Consider the following 21,477-nt stretch of genomic DNA (forward strand, 5'->3'; position numbering starts at 1 on the left):
ACGGCCCGGACCGCGCGTCGCGAACGGCACATCTGCAAGGAGATCAACCCATGAACCGCGTGGGCCGCGTAGAGCGCACCACCAAGGAGACCTCCGTCCTCGTCGAGATAGACCTCGACGGCAGCGGACAGGTCGACGTCTCGACCGGGGTCGGCTTCTACGACCACATGCTCGACCAGCTCGGCCGGCACGGGCTCTTCGACCTCACCGTCAAGACCGACGGCGACCTGCACATCGACAGCCACCACACCATCGAGGACACCGCCCTCGCGCTCGGTGCCGCCTTCAAGCAGGCCCTCGGCGACAAGGTCGGCATCTACCGCTTCGGCAACTGCACGGTCCCCCTGGACGAGTCCCTCGCCCAGGTCACCGTGGACCTCTCCGGCCGCCCCTACCTCGTGCACACCGAGCCCGAGAACATGGCGCCCATGATCGGCTCCTACGACACGACGATGACCCGGCACATCCTGGAGTCCTTCGTCGCGCAGGCCCAGATCGCCCTGCACGTGCACGTCCCGTACGGGCGCAACGCCCACCACATCGTCGAGTGCCAGTTCAAGGCCCTCGCCCGCGCACTGCGCTACGCCAGCGAGCGCGACCCGCGCGCCGCCGGAATCCTTCCCTCCACGAAGGGCGCCCTGTGACCGGCCTGTCCACCATCCTGATCGTCGTCGGGCTCTTCCTCCTCGGCGGCATGATCTCCTTCTACAAGCAGGGCCTGCCCAAGGGCGTGATCGTGCTGCTCGGCATCGGCTGCGCGATGTGCCTCGTGGCCGGAGTGATGCGCCTGGAGGTCTGGGCATGAGCGACCGCAAGAAGGTCGTCGTCTTCGACTACGGCTTCGGCAACGTCCGTTCCGCCGAGCGCGCCCTCGCCCACGTCGGCGCGGACGTCGAGATCACCGGCGACTACGAGGCGGCCATGAACGCCGACGGGCTGCTCGTCCCCGGCGTCGGCGCCTTCGAGGCCTGCATGAAGGGCCTGCGCGCCGCCCGCGGCGACTGGGTCGTCGGCCGCAGGCTCGCCGGCGGCCGCCCCGTCATGGGCATCTGCGTCGGCATGCAGATCCTCTTCGAGCGCGGCATCGAGCACGGCGTCGAGACCGAGGGCCTCGACGAGTGGCCCGGCACCGTCGAGCCGCTCAAGGCGCCCGTCGTCCCGCACATGGGCTGGAACACCGTCACCCCCGCCGAGGGCTCCCGGCTCTTCGCGGGCCTCGACGCGGAGACCCGCTACTACTTCGTGCACTCCTACGCCGTGCGCGAGTGGGGCTTCGAGATCACCGCGGACCACATCCGGCCGCCCCAGGTCACCTGGGCCACCCACGGCGAGCCCTTCGTCGCCGCCGTGGAGAACGGGCCGCTGTGCGCCACCCAGTTCCACCCCGAGAAGTCCGGCGACGCCGGCGCCCAGCTGCTGACCAACTGGATCGAGACCCTGTGAGCCCCGTGATGCCGAAGCTCGAACTCCTCCCCGCCGTCGACGTCCGCTACGGCCAGGCCGTCCGGCTCGTCCACGGCGCCTCCGGCTCCGAGACCTCCTACGGCGACCCGCTCTCCGCCGCCCTCGCCTGGCAGCGCGCCGGCGCCGAGTGGCTGCACCTCGTCGACCTCGACGCCGCCTTCGGCACCGGCGACAACCGGCCGCAGATCGCCGAGGTCGTCCGCTCCATGGACATCAAGGTCGAGCTGTCCGGCGGCATCCGCGACGACGCCTCGCTCGCCGCGGCCCTCGCCACCGGCTGCACCCGCGTCAACCTCGGCACCGCCGCCCTGGAGACCCCCGAGTGGGTCGCCAAGGTCATCGCCGAGCACGGCGACCGGATCGCCGTCGGCCTCGACGTCCAGGGCACCACCCTGCGCGGCCGTGGCTGGACCCGCGACGGCGGCGACCTCTACGAGACCCTCGCCCGCCTCGACGCCGAGGGCTGCGCCCGCTACGTCGTCACCGACATCGCCAAGGACGGCACGCTCCAGGGCCCCAACCTGGAGCTGCTGAAGAACGTCTGCGCCGCGACCGACCGGCCGGTAGTCGCCTCCGGCGGCGTTTCGTCCCTTGACGATCTGCGGGCGATCGCCAACCTGGTACCGGAGGGCGTCGAAGGCGCCATCGTGGGGAAGGCCCTCTACGCCAAGGCGTTCACCTTGGAAGAGGCCCTGGAGGCAGTGTCCGTATGAGCGAAGCCGTGCAGCGCGTGCGAAGCGACAGTCCCTGGGAAGAGACCTTCGGCGGTGCGCGCGCTGTCGCGGCGGGGGACCGGGTGCTGGTGGCCGGAACGCTGCCGTTCAACGGCTCCGTCCTGCACGGCGAGGGCGACCCCTACGAACAGGCCAAGGCGGCCTTCGCCAACGCCCTCGCCGCCCTGGAGCAGTTCGGACTCGGCCCCGGGTCCGTGCTCCGCACCCGGATGTATCTGACCCACGCGCGGGACGTGGACGCGGTCGGCCGTGCCCACAAGGAGTTCTTCGACGCGGTGCGGCCCGTGGCGACCCTCGTGGTCGTCTCCGGCTTCGTCGACTCGCGCGTGCTGGTCGAAGTGGAACTGGAAGCGTATCGAGGAGCAACGAGCACATGACCCTCGCGGTCCGAGTCATCCCCTGCCTGGACGTCGACAACGGCCGGGTCGTCAAGGGAGTCAACTTCCAGAACCTGCGCGACGCCGGCGACCCCGTCGAAATGGCCAAGATCTACGGCCAGGAAGGCGCGGACGAACTCACCTTCCTCGACATCACCGCCTCCTCCGGCGACCGTGAGACGACCTACGACGTGGTGCGCCGCACCGCCGAGCAGGTCTTCATCCCGCTGACCGTGGGCGGCGGCGTCCGCACCGCCGGCGACGTCGACAAGCTGCTGCGCGCCGGTGCCGACAAGGTCGGCGTCAACACCGCGGCCATCGCCCGGCCCGAGCTCATCCAGGAGATCGCCGAGCGCTTCGGCCGCCAGGTGCTGGTGCTCTCCGTGGACGCCCGGCGCACCGCTTCGGGCTCCTTCGAGGTCACCACGCACGGTGGCCGCCGCGGCACCGGCATCGACGCCGTCGAGTGGGCGCACCGCGCGGCGGAGCTGGGCGCCGGCGAGATCCTGCTGAACTCCATGGACGCCGACGGCACGAAGGACGGCTACGACACGGAGATGATCGCGGCCGTGCGCAAGCACGTGTCCGTGCCGGTGATCGCCAGCGGTGGTGCCGGGCGGCTGGAGCATTTCGCCCCAGCCGTGGCGGCCGGGGCGGACGCGGTGCTGGCCGCTTCCGTCTTCCACTTCGGCGATCTGAAGATCGCGGAGGTCAAGGACTCCCTGCGGCAGGCGGGCCACCCGGTCCGCTGAGGGACACCCGCGGGCGCGGCTCTCGGGTGCCGCGCCCCCGACCCCGCCGCGCCCACCGGGGTGCCTCTCGCGCTCGGTGCGCGGCTGCGGGTTGTCCGTGGCCGGTCGCGCGGTTCCCCGCGCCCCTGAAGGGGCGCGGGGCCGCCTTGCCTTCCCGGTTACAGGCCCAGCGCCGCTTGTTTGAGCTTGGCCACCGCGTTCTCGTCGCCGTCCAGTTCCACCCGCGCCGCCGCCTGGCGGCCGAACGCGAACAGGGTCAGTTCGCCCGGCTCGCCCGTCACCGTCACCACCGGCGTGCCCCGGTGGGCCACCGCCGTGCGGCCGTCGGGGCGGCGCAGGACCAGGCCCACCGGCGACTTCCGGCCGAGCATCCGCGCCACCCGCTCCAGCCGGGCCCACAGCGCGTCCGCGAACACCGGGTCCGGCTCGCGCGGCGTCCAGTCCGGCTGGGCGCGCCTGACGTCCTCCGTGTGCACGAAGAACTCGACCGTGTTGGCCGCCTCGTCGACCTGTTTGAGGGCGTACGGCGACAGGCGCGGCGGCCCGGTGCGGATGAGCTGGAGCAGCTCCTCGTACGGCTTGGCGGCGAACTCGGCCTGCACCCGCTCCAGGCGCGGGGCCAGCGCCTTGATCACCAGCCCCGCCGCCGCGTCGGAGCGGCGCTCCCGCACGACGACATGGGCGGCGAGGTCACGGGCCTGCCAGCCGGTGCAGAGCGTCGGGGCGCCGGGGCCCACGGTCTCCAACAGATCGGCCAGGAGCAGACGTTCGCGCTGTGCGTGGGTCGACATGCGGCCCACCCTACGACCGCCGCCCCGCCCGTGCCACGGCGCCGCGACCGGCCGCGTCAGTCCGGCAGCGGCGCAGTCAGCTTCGCGCCGCCCGGCGTGATGCTGCGCGTGATCGCGCACGTGATCTGGTTCTGGCCGTGGTCGTAGGTGCGCTTCGCCGGATACAGCACGTACGAGTAGTACGTCCGGCCGTCGGATATGGAACCCACCCGCTGCTGCGCGGTGGACTCGCACAGGTCCTTCGCCTTGTCCTGGATCGCCTGCTCGGTGTCGAAGGAGCCCGTCAGCGTCGCGTTGGATATCACCTCGCCGTCGTGCGTGCCCGCGCACAGCCGCGTGACGACCGTGGAGATGCCCGTGGTCAGGCTCGGGTGGTCGAAGCACTGGCCGGGCTTGAGCACCACGTACGGCACCCGCTCGTCCGCGGGCAGCGACGGGTCGGCGGACGGCGTGGGGCCCGACAGATCCGAACCGGGCTCGCCGGCCGCCGCCGAGGGCGCGGACGACGTCACCGACGGACTCGGCGAGCTCTTCCCCTTGGCCTTCGCGTCACCGCCGCCGCCCTTGGCGGTCAGGATGATCCCGCCGACGACCAGACCCGCCACCAGCACGACGGCGACCACGATCGCCGCCACCTTCGCGCCGTTGCCACCCGAGGGCGGCGGGGGCGGCGGCATCGGTGGCGCGAACTGCTGACCGTACTGCTGCCCGTATTGGCCGAAACCCTGCTGCTGCCCATAGCCCGGACCGCCCTGCGGCGGCCCGTACGGCTGACCGTGAGGCTGCGCGGGCGGCTGGGCCGGCGGCGGCCCGAAGCTCTGGGGCGGGCCGAACCCACCGCCGTCTCGGGGCGGTTCAGGGGAATTCGGCGGCGGCGGAGACGTCATGGTCGAAGCATGCCGTACGCCACTGACAGCCCCGCCCCCGGGCTCCGGATCACGACCACGGCCGGTGCGCTCGCCCGATCGCCGGGGCAGGCTCGTCAGGCCACGCCCTGAAGGCAGAATGGACACCATGACCGGCACCGCTCGCCCCCTCCCCTCCGGCCTCGACCCCGCCCTCGCCGCGCGCCTCAAGCGCAGCGCCGACGGACTGGTTCCCGCCATCGCCCAGCAGTACGACACCGGCGAGGTGCTCATGCTCGGCTGGATGGACGACGAGGCCCTGCACCGCACCCTCACCACCGGCCGCTGCACCTACTGGAGCCGCAGCCGCCAGGAGTACTGGGTCAAGGGCGACACTTCCGGCCACGTCCAGCACGTGAAGTCCGTGGCCCTCGACTGCGACGGCGACACCCTCCTCGTGAAGGTCGACCAGGTCGGCGCGGCCTGCCACACCGGCGACCGCACCTGCTTCGATGCCGATGTCCTGCCGCTGGGCCAGTAGGCTCCGCTGCCATGGCTGCCATGACCACGGGTGACATCACGCCCGACGCCGACACCTTCCGTACGCTCGCGAAGGACCGCCGGGTCATCCCGGTGACCAGGCGCTTCCTCGCCGACGGGGACACCCCCGTCGGCCTCTACCGCAAACTCGCCGCCGAGCGCCCCGGCACCTTCCTGCTGGAGTCCGCCGAGAACGGCCGCACCTGGTCCCGCTACTCCTTCGTCGGCGTCCGCAGCGCCGCCACCCTCACCGTGCGCGACGGGCAGACCCACTGGCTCGGCACCCCGCCCGTGGGCGTCCCCACCGACGGCGACCCGCTGGAGGCCCTGCGCGCCACCGTCGCCGCCCTGCACACCCCCCGCGACCTCATCGAGGGCACCGGACTGCCGCCCTTCACCGGCGGCATGGTGGGCTACCTCGGCTACGACATCGTCCGCCGCCTGGAGAAGATCGGCGAGCACGGCGAGGACACCCTGGGCCTGCCCGAACTGACCATGCTGCTCACCTCGGACCTCGCCGTCCTCGACCACTGGAACGGCACGGTCCTGCTGATCGCCAACGCGATCAACCACAACGACCTCGACACCGGCATCGACGAGGCGTACGCGGACGCCGTCGCCCGCCTCGACGCCATGGCCGCCGACCTGTGCCGCCCGGTCCCCACCGACCCCACCGCCCTGCCGCCCTCCGAACTCCCCGAGTACACCGCCCGCTGGGGCGGACCGGACTACATGGCGGCCGTCGACGACATCAAGGAGCGCATCCGCGCGGGCGAGGCCTTCCAGGTCGTGCCCTCCCAGCGCTTCGAGACGCCCTGCACCGCCTCCGCGCTCGACGTCTACCGCGTCCTGCGGGCCACCAACCCCAGCCCGTACATGTACCTGCTGCGCTTCGACGGCTTCGACATCGTCGGCTCCAGCCCCGAGGCGCTGGTCAAGGTCGAGGACGGGCGCGCCATGGTGCACCCGATCGCCGGCACCCGCCCGCGCGGCGCCACGCCGCAGACCGACGCGGCCCTCGCCGAGGAGCTGATGGCCGACCCCAAGGAGCGCGCCGAGCACCTCATGCTCGTCGACCTCGGCCGCAACGACCTCGGCCGGGTCTGCGAACCGGGCAGCGTGGAGGTCGTCGACTTCATGTCGGTCGAGCGCTACAGCCACGTCATGCACATCGTCTCCACCGTCACCGGCCGCCTCGCCGAGGGCCGCACCGCCTTCGACGTGCTCACCGCCTGCTTCCCCGCGGGCACCCTCTCCGGCGCGCCCAAGCCCCGCGCCATGCAGATCATCGAGGAGCTGGAGCCCGTCCGCCGCGGCCTGTACGGCGGCTGCGTCGGCTACCTCGACTTCGCCGGGGACTCCGACACCGCCATCGCGATCCGCACCGCCGTGCTCCGCGACGGCACCGCCTACGTCCAGGCGGGCGCCGGAGTCGTCGCCGACTCCGACCCGGCCGCCGAGGACGCCGAGTGCCGCAACAAGGCCGCCGCCGTCCTTCGCGCGGTGCACTCCGCCAACCGGCTCGCCCCGCGCGCCTGACCCGCTTCGCGGGCTCCCGGGGGACCCCCGGGAGCCCGCGAAGGCGACACAAGAGATAGTGGTAACCGTGAGCGCAGCCGTACCCCACCCCCGTCCCCATGCCGAGCCCGCCCCCCGTGCCGGTGGCGCCCGGCGGCGCAGCGTCGCCGCCGCCCTGCTGCTGGGCGCGGCCGGAGCCACGCTCGTCCTCCTCGCCGGAGGCCGCACCTGGGCCGAGGGCACGGCGGCCGCCGACATCGCGCAGAGCGCCGTCTCCAGGCAGGTCAGCGGCCAGGACGTGAACGGCCTGCCCGGCGCGCTGGCCGTCGTCGGCCTCGCCACGCTCGTCGCCGTCTTCGCCGTCCGCGGCGTCTGGCGCACCGTCGTCGCCGCGGTCCTCACCCTCTGCGGCGCCGGGATCGTCGCCGGTGCCGCCGCCGGCGCCTACGACACCAGCGCCCTGGAGGAGAAGGCCGCCAAGGCCCAGGGCCTGACCAGCACCGCCGTCGACCACATCAGCCGCACCCCCTGGCCGTGGGTCGCCCTCGCGGGCGGGTTCCTGCTCTTCCTCGCCGGACTGCTCGCCCTGCGCTACGGCCGCCACTGGCCCGCGATGTCCGGCCGCTACGAGCGCGACGGCACCCCCCGCCCGCGCCGCCCCCGCACCGCCCCCGACCCCGAGCGCCCCGAGGAGCTCTGGAAGGCACTCGACCGCGGCGAGGACCCCACCGGCGAGACCGGCGGAGCGCACACGGCTCCCCCCGGCGACGGCCCGGGGAAGCGGCCGTGAAAGACGGCCGGGAACACGCCCCACCCCCAACTCAAGGCACCCCCGGGCGTCGGGGACAATGACCATGAGCGTTCTCCGCGCCCGCGGGCGCGCCACAGCAACGAGGAGTCATAGTCATGGCGGGTAGCAGCCACGGACACACCCCGGCCGCCTGGACCGGTGTCATCATTTCGTTCATCGGCTTCTGCGTCGGCGGTGCGTTCATGGTGATCGCCAACCCGGTCGGGTTCTGGGCCGGCATCGGCATCGTCCTGCTCGGCGGCGTCGTCGGCGGCATCATGCGCCTGATGGGCTACGGCATGGAGCCCAAGGGACGCGCGAAGGGACAGCCGCAGACCCAGGGCTGATCCACCCCGCCCGCTCACCGAGGCGCGGCCCGGGGCCCGTACGGACGCAACGACGTCGGCCCCGTGCTGCGCCTTCGTGCGCTCCGGCGCAGACTGCCACTGTGACGGACCGCGCTGACAGCCCGCCCGACGGCCGCGTGCACGGCCACGCGCCCGCGCCCCCGCGCGCCCCGGGCCCGGTGCGCCTCCTCGCCGCCCCGGCCGGTGTCGCCGCCGGTGTCGCCGCGGCCTTCACCTGGATCGGCGCCGTCGACCCGGGTGAGCCCGGCCACTACCCCGCCTGCCCGCTGCTGCGCTGGACGGGCCTGTACTGCCCCGGCTGCGGCGGCCTGCGTGGGGTGCACGCGCTCGCCCACGGCGACCTCCCGGCGGCCCTGGGCGCGAACGCGGCGGCCGTGGCCGCGTACGCCGCCTTCCTCCTGCTGTGGCTGGCCTGGGTGCGCGCCGCGCTGCGGGGACAGGACGGCGTACGGCTGCCGCTGCGCGCGCCCCACTGGTGGGCAGTCGGAGCGGTGCTGCTGGTCTTCACCGTCGTACGGAACCTGCCCTGCGGCTCCTGGCTGGCGCCGTAGCGAAGGGCCCCCGGAAAAGCGCGCCGAAGGCGGGAAACGCGCCATGTGACATCACCGGCGTCAACCGGATGCGAATCCTTCGGTCCGTGGCAAGTACCATCACCATGCCTGGTGAGGAGATTCCGCCGCACCAGCCCAGACCATCCGAGTCCGGAAGGGGGCCGCTCGCGTGAGTGTGCTCGACGAGATCATCGACGGAGTCCGTGCCGACCTCGCGGAGCGGCAGGCGCGCGTCACCCTCGACGAGCTCAAGGAGCGGGCCGCCAAGGCCCCGCAGGCCAAGGACGGGGTGGCCGCCCTCCGCGGCGAGAACGTCAGCGTGATCTGCGAGGTCAAGCGCTCCAGCCCCTCCAAGGGCGCCCTCGCCGCGATCGCCGACCCCGCGGGGCTCGCCGCGGACTACGAGGCCGGCGGCGCGGCCGTCATCAGCGTGCTCACCGAGCAGCGCCGCTTCGGCGGCTCGCTCGCCGACCTGGAGGCCGTCCGGGCCAAGGTCGACATCCCGGTGCTGCGCAAGGACTTCATCGTCACCGCCTACCAGCTGTGGGAGGCCCGCGCCTACGGCGCCGACCTGGCCCTGCTGATCGTCGCGGCCCTGGAGCAGGAGGCCCTGGTCTCCCTCATCGAGCGCGCCGAGTCCATCGGCCTCACCCCCCTCGTGGAGGTCCACGACGAGGAGGAGGTCCAGCGCGCGGTCGACGCCGGCGCCCGGATCATCGGCGTCAACGCCCGCAACCTCAAGACCCTCGAGGTCGACCGCGACAACTTCGCCCGCGTCGCGCCCGAGATCCCGGACCACATCATCAAGATCGCCGAGTCCGGTGTCCGCGGCCCGCACGACCTCATCGCCTACGCCAACGACGGCGCCGACGCGGTGCTCGTGGGGGAGTCCCTGGTGACGGGGCGCGACCCCAAGGGCGCGGTGGCCGACCTGGTCGCCGCCGGCGCCCACCCGGCCCTGCGGCACGGGCGGAGCTGACGCACGCCGTGGGGACGTACGCGCGACTGGCCCGGGGATGCCGTCCCCGGGGCTGCCGCGCGCCCGCGCGCCGCGTGCTCGGCCGGCGCGTGCGTTACCACATCGGCTGTGAGCCGGGGCAGATCAACGGGATGCGATGGTGCGGCGCGAGCGCGCGCTGACCATTCACTCCGTCACACATCTGCCTGAGGAGTACCCGCATGTCCTCCGAATTCTTCGTCCCCGACCCGGAGGGTCACGTTCCGAGCGCCGAAGGCTACTTCGGCGCCTTCGGCGGCAAGTTCATCCCCGAGGCCCTCGTCGCCGCGGTGGACGAGGTCGCCGCCGAATACGAGAAGGCCAAGGCGGACCCCGCCTTCGCGGCCGAGCTCAACGACCTCATGGTCAACTACACCGGCCGCCCCAGCGCCCTCACCGAGGTGCCGCGCTTCGCCGAACACGCCGGTGGCGCCCGCGTGTTCCTCAAGCGCGAGGACCTCAACCACACCGGCTCGCACAAGATCAACAACGTGCTGGGCCAGGCGCTGCTCACCAAGCGCATGGGCAAGACCCGCGTCATCGCCGAGACCGGCGCCGGCCAGCACGGCGTCGCCACGGCCACCGCCTGCGCGCTCTTCGGCCTCGAATGCACCATCTACATGGGCGAGGTCGACACCCAGCGCCAGGCGCTGAACGTCGCCCGCATGCGGATGCTCGGCGCCGAGGTCATCGCCGTGAAGTCCGGCAGCCGCACCCTCAAGGACGCCATCAACGAGGCGTTCCGCGACTGGGTCGCCAACGTCGACCGCACCCACTACCTCTTCGGCACGGTCGCCGGCCCCCACCCCTTCCCGGCGCTCGTCCGCGACTTCCACCGGGTGATCGGCGTCGAGGCCCGGCGGCAGATCCTGGAGCGGGCCGGGCGGCTGCCCGACGCCGCCGTGGCCTGCGTCGGCGGCGGCTCCAACGCCATCGGCCTCTTCCACGCCTTCCTGCCCGACACCGGTGTCCGCCTGATCGGCTGCGAGCCCGGCGGCCACGGCGTCGCCAGCGGCGAGCACGCGGCCACCCTCACCGCGGGCACCCCCGGCATCCTGCACGGCTCGCGCAGCTACGTCCTCCAGGACGAGGACGGCCAGATCACCGAGCCGTACTCCATCTCCGCCGGGCTCGACTACCCCGGCATCGGCCCGGAGCACTCCTATCTGAAGGACACCGGCCGCGCCGAGTACCGCGCCGTCACCGACGACGAGGCCATGCAGGCGCTGCGGCTCCTCTCGCGCACCGAGGGCATCATCCCGGCGATCGAGAGCGCGCACGCGCTCGCCGGCGCGCTGGAGATCGGCAAGGAGCTGGGCCCCGACGGCCTGCTCCTGGTCAACCTCTCCGGGCGGGGCGACAAGGACATGGACACGGCGGCCCGCTACTTCGGGCTGTACGACGGTGCGACGGGCGAGGGGGCCAACTGATGGCGGGCAACATCGAATTGCTGAGCTCGGTGCTGACGGCGGCCAGGGCGGAGAACCGCGCCGCCCTCGTCGGCTATCTCCCGGCCGGCTTCCCGACCGTCGACGACGGTGTGCGGGCCGTGACCGCGATGCTCGAAGGCGGCTGCGACATCGTCGAGGTCGGGCTGCCGCACAGCGACCCGGTCCTGGACGGCCCGGTCATCCAGACCGCCGACGACATCGCCCTGCGCGGCGGCGTCAAGATCGTCGACGTGATCCGCACGGTCCGTGAGGCGCACGCCGCGACGGGCGCGCCGGTGCTGTGCATGACCTACTGGAACCCGGTGGACGCCTACGGCGTCGAGCGCTTCGCCGCCGACCTCGCCGCCGCCGGGGGAGCGGGCTGCATCCTGCCCGACCTCCCGGTCGAGGAGTCCGAGGTCTGGCGGAAGGCCGCCGACCAGCACGGCCTGGCCACCGTCTTCGTGGTCGCGCCGAGCAGCCGCGACGAGCGGCTCGCCAAGATCACGGCGGCGGGCAGCGGCTTCGTCTACGCGGCGTCCCTGATGGGCGTCACCGGCACCCGCGAGTCCGTCGGACAGGAGGCGCAGGACCTGGTGCGGCGCACCCGCGCGGTCACCGAACTGCCCGTCTGCGTCGGGCTCGGCGTCTCCGACGCCCGGCAGGCGGAGGAGGTCGCGCAGTTCGCCGACGGAGTCATCGTCGGCTCCGCCTTCGTCAAGCGGCTGCTCGAGGCGCCCGACCTCGAATCGGGCCTCGCCGCCGTGCGCACCCTGGCGGGTGATCTGGCCGCGGGCGTACGCAAGCGCGGCTAACTCTTTTGGTGGAACCGGACGACCGGGGGCGCGCAGGCCGTGCCTCCGGTTCGTTTACGGGGACGTGAGCCAGAAGAACTCTGATGGGAAGCGCAGCGCCCGTGAGCGGCTGCAGGAACAGCGCCAGAGGGAGGAGTCCCGCGCCAAACGGAAGCGGGGCATCGTCGCGGGCGTGATCGTGGTGGCGGTCCTCGGCGCGGGCGCCGGGATCGGCGCCCTGGTGGCCCATTCCGGCAAGAGCAAGAAGCAGGAGACGGCCGGCCCGCTGGTCGCCCCGCAGGGCGCCATGGGCAAGGACACCGTGATGATCCCGGTCGGCAGGACCTCGGCGAAGGCCACCCTGACCGTCTACGAGGACTTCCGCTGCCCCGGCTGCGGCCAGTTCGAGAACGCCTTCCGCGACACCGTCCACGACCTGGAGGGCAAGGGGCAGCTGAAGGCCGAGTACCACCTGGTCACCCTGATCGACAACAACCTCGGCGGCAAGGGCTCGCTCAACGCCGCCAACGCGGCCGCGTGCGCACAGGACGCCGGGAAGTTCGCCGCGTACCACGACGTGCTCTACAAGAACCAGCCGGAGGAGACCGACGACGCCTACGGCAAGAAGGCCCGCCTGGTCGAGCTGGCCGGGCAGGTCCAGGGGCTGAAGAGCCCCGCCTTCGAGAAGTGCGTCGACGACGGCACCCACGACAGCTGGGTCAAGAAGTCCCACGAGACCTTCGGCAAGTCCTCCTACCACGCGACGCCGACGGTCCTCCTCGACGGCAAGAGCGTCTACGGCGACCAGGCCAATCCGCTGACCCCGGACAAGCTGCGGCAGCTGGTCGCGGCCGCACAGCGCTAGGGGCGTTACGCAGCTGTTGTGCCGGGTGGGTTGCCGTCCGTGCGGCCCGGCAAGGTAGCGTCGGAGCTGCCATGGACATCGCTTACATTCCCAGCCCGTCGACCGGAGTGATCCATCTCGGACCAATCCCGTTGCGCGGCTATGCCTTCTGCATCATCATCGGCGTCTTCGTCGCCGTCTGGCTCGGCAACCGGCGCTGGATCGCACGGGGCGGACGGGCCGGGACGGTCGCCGACATCGCCGTGTGGGCGGTGCCGTTCGGCCTCGTCGGCGGCCGGCTCTACCACGTGATCACCGACTACGAGCTGTATTTCGGGGCCGGACGCGACTGGGTCAACGCCTTCAAGATCTGGGAGGGCGGCCTCGGCATCTGGGGCGCGGTCGCGCTCGGCGCGGTCGGCGCGTGGATCGGCTGCCGCCGCCGTGGCATCCCCCTCCCGGCCTGGGCGGACGCCCTCGCGCCCGGCCTCGCCGTGGCCCAGGCGATCGGCCGCTGGGGCAACTGGTTCAACCAGGAGCTCTACGGCAAGCCGACCGACCTGCCCTGGGCCCTCAAGATCGACGCGGACCCGGCGATCGGGCGGCTCGCCGGGACGTACCACCCGACGTTCCTCTACGAGTCCCTGTGGTGCCTGCTCATCGCGGGCCTGGTGATCTGGGCCGACCGGCGCTTCACCCTGGGCCACGGCCGGGCCTTCGCCCTCTACGTCGCGGCGTACACGGTGGGGCGCTTCTGGTTCGAATACCTCCGCGTCGACGACGCCCACCACCTGTGGGGGCTGCGGCTCAACGGCTGGACCTCGATCGTCGTCTTCGTCGCCGCGGTGGCCTACATGATCATCTCCGCGAAGCGGCGCCCCGGGCGGGAGCCGGTCGTCGAACCGGCCGCGGTCGTGGCCGAGGGCACGTCCGCGGATTCCCCCGCCGAGTCCGACGGCTCGGAACGCCCGACGAAGGCTTGACGGGTTTACCCCAGCCCCAGGGCCCCGGCTGCGGGGGGTTGGCGCCTGCGGCGGGCTTTTCTTCCCCTACCCCGCCCCTTCCCGGCTGCATCCGATTTGCGGCTCCGCCGCGCGGGGGGCTCCGCCCCAGACCCCTGACCGCGCTTCGCGCGGTGTCCTCAAACTCCCCCAGCTACCTCCCCCAGACTCCGTCCGGGGGTGCCCCCAGAGGTGCCCCCAACGGGCTGGATTTGGCTGATGTGGGTCACAACTTCAGCCCGTCCGGCGTTTGAGGACGCGGCCGCAGGCCGCCCCCCGCCGCAGGCGGCAACGGACCCGCAGCTCGGGGTCTGGGGCAGCGCCCCAGTTCGGGAAGGGGCGGGGCAGGGGAACAAAAACCCCTGAGGCATGGCTCAGCCGAACCGGCAGCACCCCGCCGAAGCCGAGCAATTTCCAGGACCCGCACCACAAACCCGCAGGTCACAGAGGTAAGTTCGGCCTTCCTTGCTAGCGCAGCCCCCGCATTCGTGCGTACCTTCGACGCAGGGGGCGAGCGAACGAGTGGCCCGCCCCGTGGGGAAAGGGAGCACCCGGAGCAATGTCTGTCCTCGATGCGGTTGAGGCACCACACGTGGCCCATCGCGACAACCACACGCACCGCGATGTGAACGGCGGCTGGCTGCGCCCCGCCGTCTTCGGTGCCATGGACGGACTCGTCTCCAACGTCGCCCTGATGACGGGCGTCGCGGGCGGCTCCGCCTCCTCGCAGACCGTCGTCATCACCGGCCTGGCCGGACTCGCGGCCGGCGCGTTCTCCATGGCCGCCGGTGAGTACACCTCGGTCGCCTCGCAGCGCGAACTCGTCCTCGCCGAGCTGGACGTGGAGCGCCGCGAGCTGCGCAAGCACCCCGCCGACGAGCAGGAGGAGCTCGCCGCGCTGTACGTCTCGCGCGGCGTCGAGCCGGAGCTCGCGCGCGAGGTCGCCCGGCAGCTGTCGAGCGATCCCGAGCAGGCGCTGGAGATCCACGCCCGCGAGGAGCTCGGCATCGACCCCTCGGACCTGCCCTCGCCGATGGTCGCCGCCGTCTCGTCCTTCGGTTCCTTCGCCCTGGGCGCGCTGCTGCCCGTCCTGCCCTATCTCCTCGGCGCCACCGAGCTGTGGCCCGCCGTGCTGCTGGCCCTCGTCGGCCTCTTCGGCTGCGGCGCCGTCGTGGCCCGGGTGACGGCGCGCAGCTGGTGGTACAGCGGACTGCGCCAGCTGGTGCTCGGCGGCGCGGCCGCGGGTGTGACTTACCTCCTCGGTATTGCGTTCGGCACCGCCTTGGGGTGATGCTTATGCGGGCTGCCGCATAACGTGCGCGTTACCTCGCGGTTTCAAGCCCTTGACGATCGGGCACAATCCGGGAGCGCAGCGGGCAACGCCGCCTACGCTGCGCTGCGCCCGGCGCTGCCGGGCCGGGTGATCCCACGGCTTCCGGGGCTCACCCATCGTCAGCAGCGTCCGCATGCTGGACCAGGTCTTCCGCTTTTTGAGAAGCGCCCCATCATGTAACCTGCACCAAATTTCTTCGCAGAGGGCCAGCGTCGTCCCTCGGCACATGCACACGCCATGACTGCCATGACGACGACGGGAGAGCCGATGCGTTCCTTCATTGCCGCATCCCACCCCGCCCAGCAGGGGATGTACGACCCGCGCAATGAGCACGACGCCTGTGGCGTGGGCTTTGTCGCGACCCTCACCGGCGAGGCGAGCCACGCGCTCGTGCAGCAGGCACTCACCGTCCTGCGGAACCTCGAGCACCGGGGCGCCACCGGCTCCGAGCCCGACTCGGGCGACGGAGCGGGCATCCTGCTCCAGATTCCCGACGCCTTCCTCCGCGAGAGCGTCACCTTCGGCCTCCCCGACGCCGGGGCGTACGCCGTCGGCATCGCCTTCCTCCCCGCGGAGACCGCCGCCGCGGACGCGGCCGTCTCGCGGGTCGAGACGATCGCCGCCGAGGAGGGCCTCACAGTCCTCGGCTGGCGCGAGGTCCCCGTCGCCCCCGAACTGCTCGGCAACGGCGCCCGCGCCACGATGCCCGGCTTCCGCCAGCTGTTCGTCACCGACGGCAGCAGCACCGGCCTCGCCCTGGACCGCAAGGCGTTCGTCCTGCGCAAGCGCGCCGAGCGCGAGGCGGAGGTCTACTTCCCCTCGCTGTCCGCGCGGACCATCGTCTACAAGGGCATGCTCACCACCGGCCAGCTGGAGCCGTTCTTCCCCGACCTCTCCGACCGGCGCTTCGCCACCGCCATCGCACTGGTCCACTCCCGCTTCTCCACCAACACCTTCCCCAGCTGGCCGCTCGCCCACCCGTACCGCTTCGTCGCCCACAACGGCGAGATCAACACGGTCCAGGGCAACCGCAATTGGATGCGCGCCCGCGAATCCCAGCTGGCCAGCGACCTGTTCGGCGCGGGCAGCCCGGAGCGGGTCTTCCCCGTCTGCACCCCCGACGCCTCCGACTCCGCCTCCTTCGACGAGGTCCTGGAGCTGCTCCACCTCGGCGGCCGCTCACTGCCCCACAGCGTGCTGATGATGATCCCCGAGGCCTGGGAGAACCACGCCTCCATGGACCCGGCCCGCCGCGCCTTCTACCAGTACCACTCCACCCTGATGGAGCCCTGGGACGGCCCCGCCTGCGTCACCTTCACCGACGGCACCCTCGTCGGCGCCGTCCTCGACCGCAACGGCCTGCGCCCCGGCCGCTACTGGGTCACCGACGACGGCCTCGTCGTCCTCTCCTCCGAGGTCGGTGTCCTCGACATCGAGCCCGCCAAGGTCGTCCGCAAGGGCCGCCTCCAGCCCGGCCGGATGTTCCTCGTCGACACCGCCGGGCACCGCATCATCGAGGACGACGAGATCAAGGCACAGCTCGCCGCCGAACAGCCCTACACCGACTGGCTGGAAGCCGGCCTGATCGACCTCGCCGACCTCCCCGAGCGCGAGCACATCGTGCACACCCACGCCTCGGTCACCCGCCGCCAGCAGACCTTCGGCTACACCGAGGAAGAGCTGCGCGTCATCCTCGCGCCCATGGCCAAGTCCGGTGCGGAGCCCATCGGTTCCATGGGCACCGACTCCCCGATCGCGGCCCTCTCCGAGCGGCCCCGGCTGCTCTTCGACTACTTCACCCAGCTCTTCGCGCAGGTCACCAACCCCCCGCTGGACGCCATCCGCGAGGAGCTCGTCACCTCGCTGATCTCCTCCCTCGGCCCGCAGGGCAACCTCCTGGACCCCACCGCGGCCTCCTGTCGCAGCGTCACCCTGCCGTTCCCCGTCATCGACAACGACGAGCTCGCCAAGCTCATACACATCAACGCCGACGGCGACCTGCCCGGTCTCAAGGCCGCCACCCTCTCCGGCCTCTACCGCGTCGGCGGCGGGGGAGAGGCGCTCGCCGCCCGGCTCGCCGAGATCCGCGCCGAGGTCGACGCCGCCATCGCCGGCGGCGCCCGGCTGATCGTCCTCTCCGACCGCCACTCGGACGCCGAGCACGCCCCAGTCCCCTCCCTGCTGCTCACCTCCGCCGTCCACCACCACCTCATCCGCACCAGGCAGCGCACCCAGGTCGGCCTGATCGTCGAGGCCGGTGACGTCCGCGAGGTCCACCACGTCGCCCTGCTCATCGGCTACGGCGCCGCCGCCGTCAACCCCTACCTGGCCATGGAGTCCGTCGAGGACCTCGTCCGCGCCGGCACCTTCCTGCCCGGCATGGACGCCCAGGACGCGATCCGCAACCTCATCAAGGCCCTCGGCAAGGGCGTCCTCAAGGTGATGTCCAAGATGGGCATCTCCACCGTCGCCTCCTACCGCGGCGCCCAGGTCTTCGAAGCCGTCGGCCTGGACGAGGAGTTCGTCGAGACCTACTTCCAGGGCACCGCCACCAAGATCGGCGGTGCCGGCCTCGACGTCATCGCACGCGAGGTCGCGGCGCGGCACGCCAAGGCCTACCCCGCCACCGGCATCGCCGCCACCCACCGCCGCCTGGACATCGGCGGCGAGTACCAGTGGCGCCGCGAGGGCGAGCCCCACCTCTTCGACCCCGACACCGTCTTCCGGCTCCAGCACTCCACCCGCGCCCGCCGCTACGACATCTTCAAGCAGTACACCCAGCGGGTGAACGAGCAGTCCGAGCGGCTGATGACCCTCCGCGGCCTGTTCGCCCTCAAGAACGACCGCACCCCCGTGCCGCTCGACGAGGTCGAGCCCGTCAGCGAGATCGTCAAGCGCTTCTCCACCGGCGCCATGTCCTACGGCTCCATCTCCCGCGAGGCCCACGAGACCCTCGCCATCGCCATGAACCGCCTCGGCGCCAAGTCCAACACCGGCGAGGGCGGCGAGGACCCCGAGCGGCTGCACGACCCCGCCCGCCGCTCCAGCATCAAGCAGGTCGCCTCCGGCCGCTTCGGCGTCACCAGCGAATACCTGGTCAACTCCGACGACATCCAGATCAAGATGGCCCAGGGCGCCAAGCCCGGCGAGGGCGGCCAGCTGCCCGGCCACAAGGTCTACCCCTGGGTCGCGAAGACCCGGCACTCCACCCCCGGCGTCGGCCTGATCTCCCCGCCGCCGCACCACGACATCTACTCCATCGAGGACCTCGCCCAGCTCATCCACGACCTGAAGAACGCCAACCCCGCCGCCCGCATCCACGTGAAGCTGGTCTCCGAGGTCGGCGTGGGCACGGTCGCCGCCGGCGTCTCCAAGGCCCACGCGGACGTCGTCCTGATCTCCGGCCACGACGGCGGCACCGGCGCCTCCCCGCTGACCAGCCTCAAGCACGCGGGCGGCCCCTGGGAGCTCGGCCTCGCCGAGACCCAGCAGACCCTGCTGCTCAACGGCCTGCGCGACCGCATCGTCGTCCAGACCGACGGCCAGCTCAAGACCGGCCGCGACGTGATCATCGCCGCGCTCCTCGGCGCCGAGGAGTTCGGCTTCGCCACCGCGCCCCTGGTCGTCTCCGGCTGCGTCATGATGCGCGTCTGCCACCTCGACACCTGCCCCGTCGGCATCGCCACACAGAACCCGGTGCTGCGCGAACGCTTCTCCGGCAAGGCCGAATTCGTCGTCAACTTCTTCGAGTTCATCGCCGAGGAGGTCCGCGAGCTCCTCGCCGAGCTGGGCTTCCGCACGCTGGAGGAGGCCGTCGGGCACGCCGAGCTCCTCGACACCGCCCCGGCCGTCGACCACTGGAAGGCCCAGGGCCTCGACCTGGCCCCCCTCCTGCACGTCCCCGACCTGCCCTCCGGCGCCGTCCGGCACCGCGTCACCGAGCAGGACCACGGCCTGGCCAAGGCGCTCGACAACGAACTGATCGAGCTCGCCGCCGACGCCCTCACCGCCGAACGCCCCGAGGACGCCCGGCCCGTACGCGCCCAGGTCGCCATCCGCAACATCAACCGCACCGTCGGCACCATGCTCGGCCACCGCGTCACCAAGAAGTTCGGCGGCGCCGGACTGCCCGACGACACGATCGACATCACCTTCACCGGCTCCGCGGGCCAGTCCTTCGGCGCCTTCCTGCCGCGCGGCATCACCCTGCGCCTGGAGGGCGACGCCAACGACTACGTCGGCAAGGGCCTGTCCGGCGGCCGGATCGTCGTCCGCCCCGACCGCGGCGCCGACCACCTCGCCGAATACTCCGTCATCGCCGGCAACACCCTCGCCTACGGCGCGACCGGCGGCGAGATGTTCCTGCGCGGACGCGTCGGCGAACGGTTCTGCGTCCGCAACTCCGGCGCCACCGTCGTCTCCGAGGGCGTCGGCGACCACGGCTGCGAATACATGACCGGCGGCCGGGCCGTCGTCCTCGGCGAGACCGGCCGCAACTTCGCGGCCGGCATGTCCGGCGGCGTCGCGTACGTCATCGGCCTGGACCCCGACAACGTCAACAAGGAGCTGGTCAGCGCCCTCGACACCCTCGACGAGGACGACCGGCGATGGCTGCACGACGTGGTGCGGCGCCACCACGAGGAGACCGCCTCCACCGTCGCGGCCACCCTCCTCGCCGACTGGGACACCGCGGTGACCCGCTTCACCAAGGTCGTCCCGGCCACCTACAAGGCAGTGCTCGCCGCCAAGGACGCCGCCGAGCGAGCGGGTCTCTCCGAGACCGAGACCCACGAGAAGATGATGGAGGCGGCGACTCATGGCTGACCCCAAGGGCTTCCTGACCACCGGCCGCGAGGTCGCGCGGACCCGTCCCGTCGACGAGCGCGTCAAGGACTGGAACGAGGTCTACGTCCCCGGCTCCCTGCTGCCCGTCATCAGCAAGCAGGCCGGCCGCTGCATGGACTGCGGCATCCCCTTCTGCCACAACGGCTGCCCGCTCGGCAACCTCATCCCCGAGTGGAACGACTACGCCTACCGCGAGGACTGGCAGGCCGCCAGCGAGCGGCTGCACGCGACCAACAACTTCCCCGAGTTCACCGGGCGGCTGTGCCCCGCACCCTGCGAATCCGCCTGCGTGCTCGGCATCAACCAGCCCGCCGTCACCATCAAGAACGTCGAAGTCACCATCATCGACAAGGCGTGGGACCACGGCGACGTCACCCCCCAGCCCCCCGAGCGGCTCTCCGGCAAGACCGTCGCCGTCATCGGCTCCGGCCCCGCCGGCCTCGCCGCCGCCCAGCAGCTGACCCGGGCCGGCCACACCGTCGCCGTCTACGAGCGCGCCGACCGCATCGGCGGCCTCCTGCGCTACGGCATCCCCGAGTTCAAGATGGAGAAGCGGCACATCAACCGCCGCATCGAGCAGATGCGCGCCGAGGGCACCAAGTTCCGCACGGAGGTGGAGATCGGCCGCGACATCGACGCGGTCAAACTGCGCGGGCGCTACGACGCCGTCGTCGTCGCCGCGGGCGCCACCACATCCCGCGACCTGCCCGTCCCCGGCCGCGAACTGCGCGGCATCCACTTCGCGATGGAATACCTGCCCCTCTCCAACAAGGTGCGGGAAGGCGACTTCGTCACCCCGCCCATCACCGCCGAGGGCAAGCACGTCGTCGTCATCGGCGGCGGCGACACCGGCGCCGACTGCGTCGGCACCGCCCACCGCCAGGGCGCCGCCTCCGTCACCCAGCTGGAGATCATGCCCAAGCCGGGCGAGGACCGCGCACCGCACCAGCCCTGGCCCACCTTCCCCATGCTCTACAAGGTCACCTCGGCCCACGAAGAGGGCGGCGAACGGGTCTACTCCGTCTCCACCACCCACTTCGAGGGTGACGAGGACGGCAACGTCCAGTGGCTGCACCTGATCGAGGTCGAGTTCACCGACGGCAAGCTCACCCAGAAGCCCGGCACCGAGCGCCGCATCCCGGCCCAGCTCGTCACCCTCGCCATGGGCTTCACCGGCACCGACGTCAAGAACGGCCTCGTCGAGCAGTTCGGCCTCGAACTCGACGAACGCGGCAACATCGCCCGCGACGCCGACTACGCCACCAACGTCCCCGGCGTCTTCGTCGCCGGCGACGCCGGGCGCGGCCAGTCCCTCATCGTCTGGGCCATCGCCGAAGGCCGCTCCGCGGCCCGCGGCGTCGACCGCTATCTCACCGGCGCCAGCACCCTCCCGGCCCCGGTCCGGCCGACCGACCGGGCCCTGACCGTCTGACCCCCACCAGCCCGCGGCACCCGCCCCCACCCCGACCGGTGAGCGGGTGCCGCGCCATTTCCTTAGCCCGC

The 21,477-nt window shown here is 72.1% G+C and carries 22 protein-coding genes; 20 read left to right on the plus strand and 2 right to left on the minus strand.

From position 1 onward, the window contains the following. Positions 1-50: 50 nt before the first annotated feature. Genes hisB through hisF form a run of 6 tightly spaced genes read left to right on the plus strand, consistent with a single transcriptional unit; the run spans position 51 to position 3,327 of the window. Positions 51-644: an imidazoleglycerol-phosphate dehydratase HisB gene (hisB, locus tag ACFY1P_RS12070; RefSeq protein ID WP_361529602.1), complete on the plus strand. Its 594-nt coding sequence runs from the start codon at positions 51-53 to the stop codon at positions 642-644. Next, positions 641-805 (plus strand): hypothetical protein, encoded by a 165-nt coding sequence (locus ACFY1P_RS12075; protein ID WP_361529599.1) that lies wholly within the window; start codon positions 641-643, stop codon positions 803-805. Before hisB ends, ACFY1P_RS12075 begins: the two co-directional genes overlap by 4 nt. Beyond that, entirely contained in the window at positions 802-1,443 is a 642-nt protein-coding gene (hisH, locus tag ACFY1P_RS12080) for an imidazole glycerol phosphate synthase subunit HisH (protein WP_361529596.1), read from the plus strand. Before ACFY1P_RS12075 ends, hisH begins: the two co-directional genes overlap by 4 nt. A gap of 8 nt (positions 1,444-1,451) precedes the next feature. Further along, positions 1,452-2,177 carry a bifunctional 1-(5-phosphoribosyl)-5-((5-phosphoribosylamino)methylideneamino)imidazole-4-carboxamide isomerase/phosphoribosylanthranilate isomerase PriA gene (gene priA / locus ACFY1P_RS12085; RefSeq protein WP_361529635.1) on the plus strand — a complete coding sequence of 242 codons (726 nt, stop codon included), beginning with the start codon at positions 1,452-1,454 and terminating at the stop codon, positions 2,175-2,177. Next, the gene (locus ACFY1P_RS12090) at positions 2,174-2,575 is read left to right on the plus strand and encodes a Rid family hydrolase (RefSeq protein ID WP_361529593.1); all 402 of its coding nucleotides are present in this window, start codon (positions 2,174-2,176) and stop codon (positions 2,573-2,575) included. The genes priA and ACFY1P_RS12090 overlap by 4 nt, the downstream gene beginning before the upstream one ends. Next, positions 2,572-3,327 (plus strand): imidazole glycerol phosphate synthase subunit HisF, encoded by a 756-nt coding sequence (gene hisF, locus ACFY1P_RS12095; protein ID WP_361529590.1) that lies wholly within the window; start codon positions 2,572-2,574, stop codon positions 3,325-3,327. Before ACFY1P_RS12090 ends, hisF begins: the two co-directional genes overlap by 4 nt. Positions 3,328-3,485: 158 nt before the next feature. On the opposite strand, the gene ACFY1P_RS12100 is transcribed toward hisF, so the two are convergent. After that, positions 3,486-4,118, minus strand: a complete 633-nt coding sequence (locus ACFY1P_RS12100; protein WP_361529587.1) for a TIGR03085 family metal-binding protein — start codon at positions 4,116-4,118, stop codon at positions 3,486-3,488. Between the two features lie 56 nt (positions 4,119-4,174). Beyond that, positions 4,175-5,005 (minus strand): hypothetical protein, encoded by an 831-nt coding sequence (locus ACFY1P_RS12105; RefSeq protein ID WP_361529584.1) that lies wholly within the window; start codon positions 5,003-5,005, stop codon positions 4,175-4,177. A 127-nt stretch (positions 5,006-5,132) separates the two neighbouring features. Here ACFY1P_RS12105 and hisI point away from each other — a divergent pair, with 127 nt between their 5' ends. The 14 genes from hisI (at position 5,133) to ACFY1P_RS12175 (ending at position 21,406) form a co-directional block, all read left to right on the plus strand. Continuing rightward, positions 5,133-5,504: a phosphoribosyl-AMP cyclohydrolase gene (gene hisI / locus ACFY1P_RS12110; protein ID WP_361529581.1), complete on the plus strand. Its 372-nt coding sequence runs from the start codon at positions 5,133-5,135 to the stop codon at positions 5,502-5,504. An 11-nt stretch (positions 5,505-5,515) separates the two neighbouring features. Next, positions 5,516-7,042, plus strand: a complete 1,527-nt coding sequence (locus ACFY1P_RS12115) for an anthranilate synthase component I (protein WP_390750556.1) — start codon at positions 5,516-5,518, stop codon at positions 7,040-7,042. A gap of 67 nt (positions 7,043-7,109) precedes the next feature. Beyond that, positions 7,110-7,811, plus strand: coding sequence for a TIGR02234 family membrane protein (locus ACFY1P_RS12120; RefSeq protein ID WP_390750557.1), 702 nt, complete (start codon positions 7,110-7,112; stop codon positions 7,809-7,811). A 116-nt stretch (positions 7,812-7,927) separates the two neighbouring features. Next, positions 7,928-8,158: an HGxxPAAW family protein gene (locus ACFY1P_RS12125; protein WP_361535860.1), complete on the plus strand. Its 231-nt coding sequence runs from the start codon at positions 7,928-7,930 to the stop codon at positions 8,156-8,158. A gap of 101 nt (positions 8,159-8,259) precedes the next feature. Next, positions 8,260-8,730, plus strand: coding sequence for a DUF2752 domain-containing protein (locus ACFY1P_RS12130; protein ID WP_390750558.1), 471 nt, complete (start codon positions 8,260-8,262; stop codon positions 8,728-8,730). A 169-nt stretch (positions 8,731-8,899) separates the two neighbouring features. Further along, positions 8,900-9,709: an indole-3-glycerol phosphate synthase TrpC gene (gene trpC, locus ACFY1P_RS12135; RefSeq protein ID WP_361526730.1), complete on the plus strand. Its 810-nt coding sequence runs from the start codon at positions 8,900-8,902 to the stop codon at positions 9,707-9,709. 8 nt (positions 9,710-9,717) lie between these two features. Then, positions 9,718-9,870, plus strand: coding sequence for a tryptophan biosynthesis modulator TrpM (trpM, locus tag ACFY1P_RS12140; RefSeq protein ID WP_390750559.1), 153 nt, complete (start codon positions 9,718-9,720; stop codon positions 9,868-9,870). 39 nt (positions 9,871-9,909) lie between these two features. Beyond that, entirely contained in the window at positions 9,910-11,157 is a 1,248-nt protein-coding gene (gene trpB, locus ACFY1P_RS12145) for a tryptophan synthase subunit beta (RefSeq protein WP_361526733.1), read from the plus strand. Beyond that, positions 11,157-11,972 carry a tryptophan synthase subunit alpha gene (trpA, locus tag ACFY1P_RS12150; RefSeq protein WP_390750560.1) on the plus strand — a complete coding sequence of 272 codons (816 nt, stop codon included), beginning with the start codon at positions 11,157-11,159 and terminating at the stop codon, positions 11,970-11,972. The genes trpB and trpA overlap by 1 nt, the downstream gene beginning before the upstream one ends. Positions 11,973-12,036: 64 nt before the next feature. Further along, positions 12,037-12,816, plus strand: coding sequence for a thioredoxin domain-containing protein (locus ACFY1P_RS12155; protein ID WP_361526739.1), 780 nt, complete (start codon positions 12,037-12,039; stop codon positions 12,814-12,816). A 71-nt stretch (positions 12,817-12,887) separates the two neighbouring features. After that, complete coding sequence (lgt, locus tag ACFY1P_RS12160; RefSeq protein WP_361526741.1) at positions 12,888-13,778, plus strand: prolipoprotein diacylglyceryl transferase; 891 nt, start codon at positions 12,888-12,890, stop codon at positions 13,776-13,778. A 577-nt stretch (positions 13,779-14,355) separates the two neighbouring features. Beyond that, positions 14,356-15,087, plus strand: a complete 732-nt coding sequence (locus tag ACFY1P_RS12165) for a VIT1/CCC1 transporter family protein (protein ID WP_361526744.1) — start codon at positions 14,356-14,358, stop codon at positions 15,085-15,087. A gap of 351 nt (positions 15,088-15,438) precedes the next feature. After that, positions 15,439-19,953, plus strand: coding sequence for a glutamate synthase large subunit (gltB, locus tag ACFY1P_RS12170; RefSeq protein ID WP_361526791.1), 4,515 nt, complete (start codon positions 15,439-15,441; stop codon positions 19,951-19,953). Further along, positions 19,946-21,406, plus strand: a complete 1,461-nt coding sequence (locus ACFY1P_RS12175; RefSeq protein WP_390750561.1) for a glutamate synthase subunit beta — start codon at positions 19,946-19,948, stop codon at positions 21,404-21,406. The genes gltB and ACFY1P_RS12175 overlap by 8 nt, the downstream gene beginning before the upstream one ends. The last annotated feature ends 71 nt before the right edge of the window (positions 21,407-21,477 follow it).

Source organism: Streptomyces sp. NPDC001407, from assembly GCF_042895325.1.
Classification (GTDB): domain Bacteria; phylum Actinomycetota; class Actinomycetes; order Streptomycetales; family Streptomycetaceae; genus Streptomyces.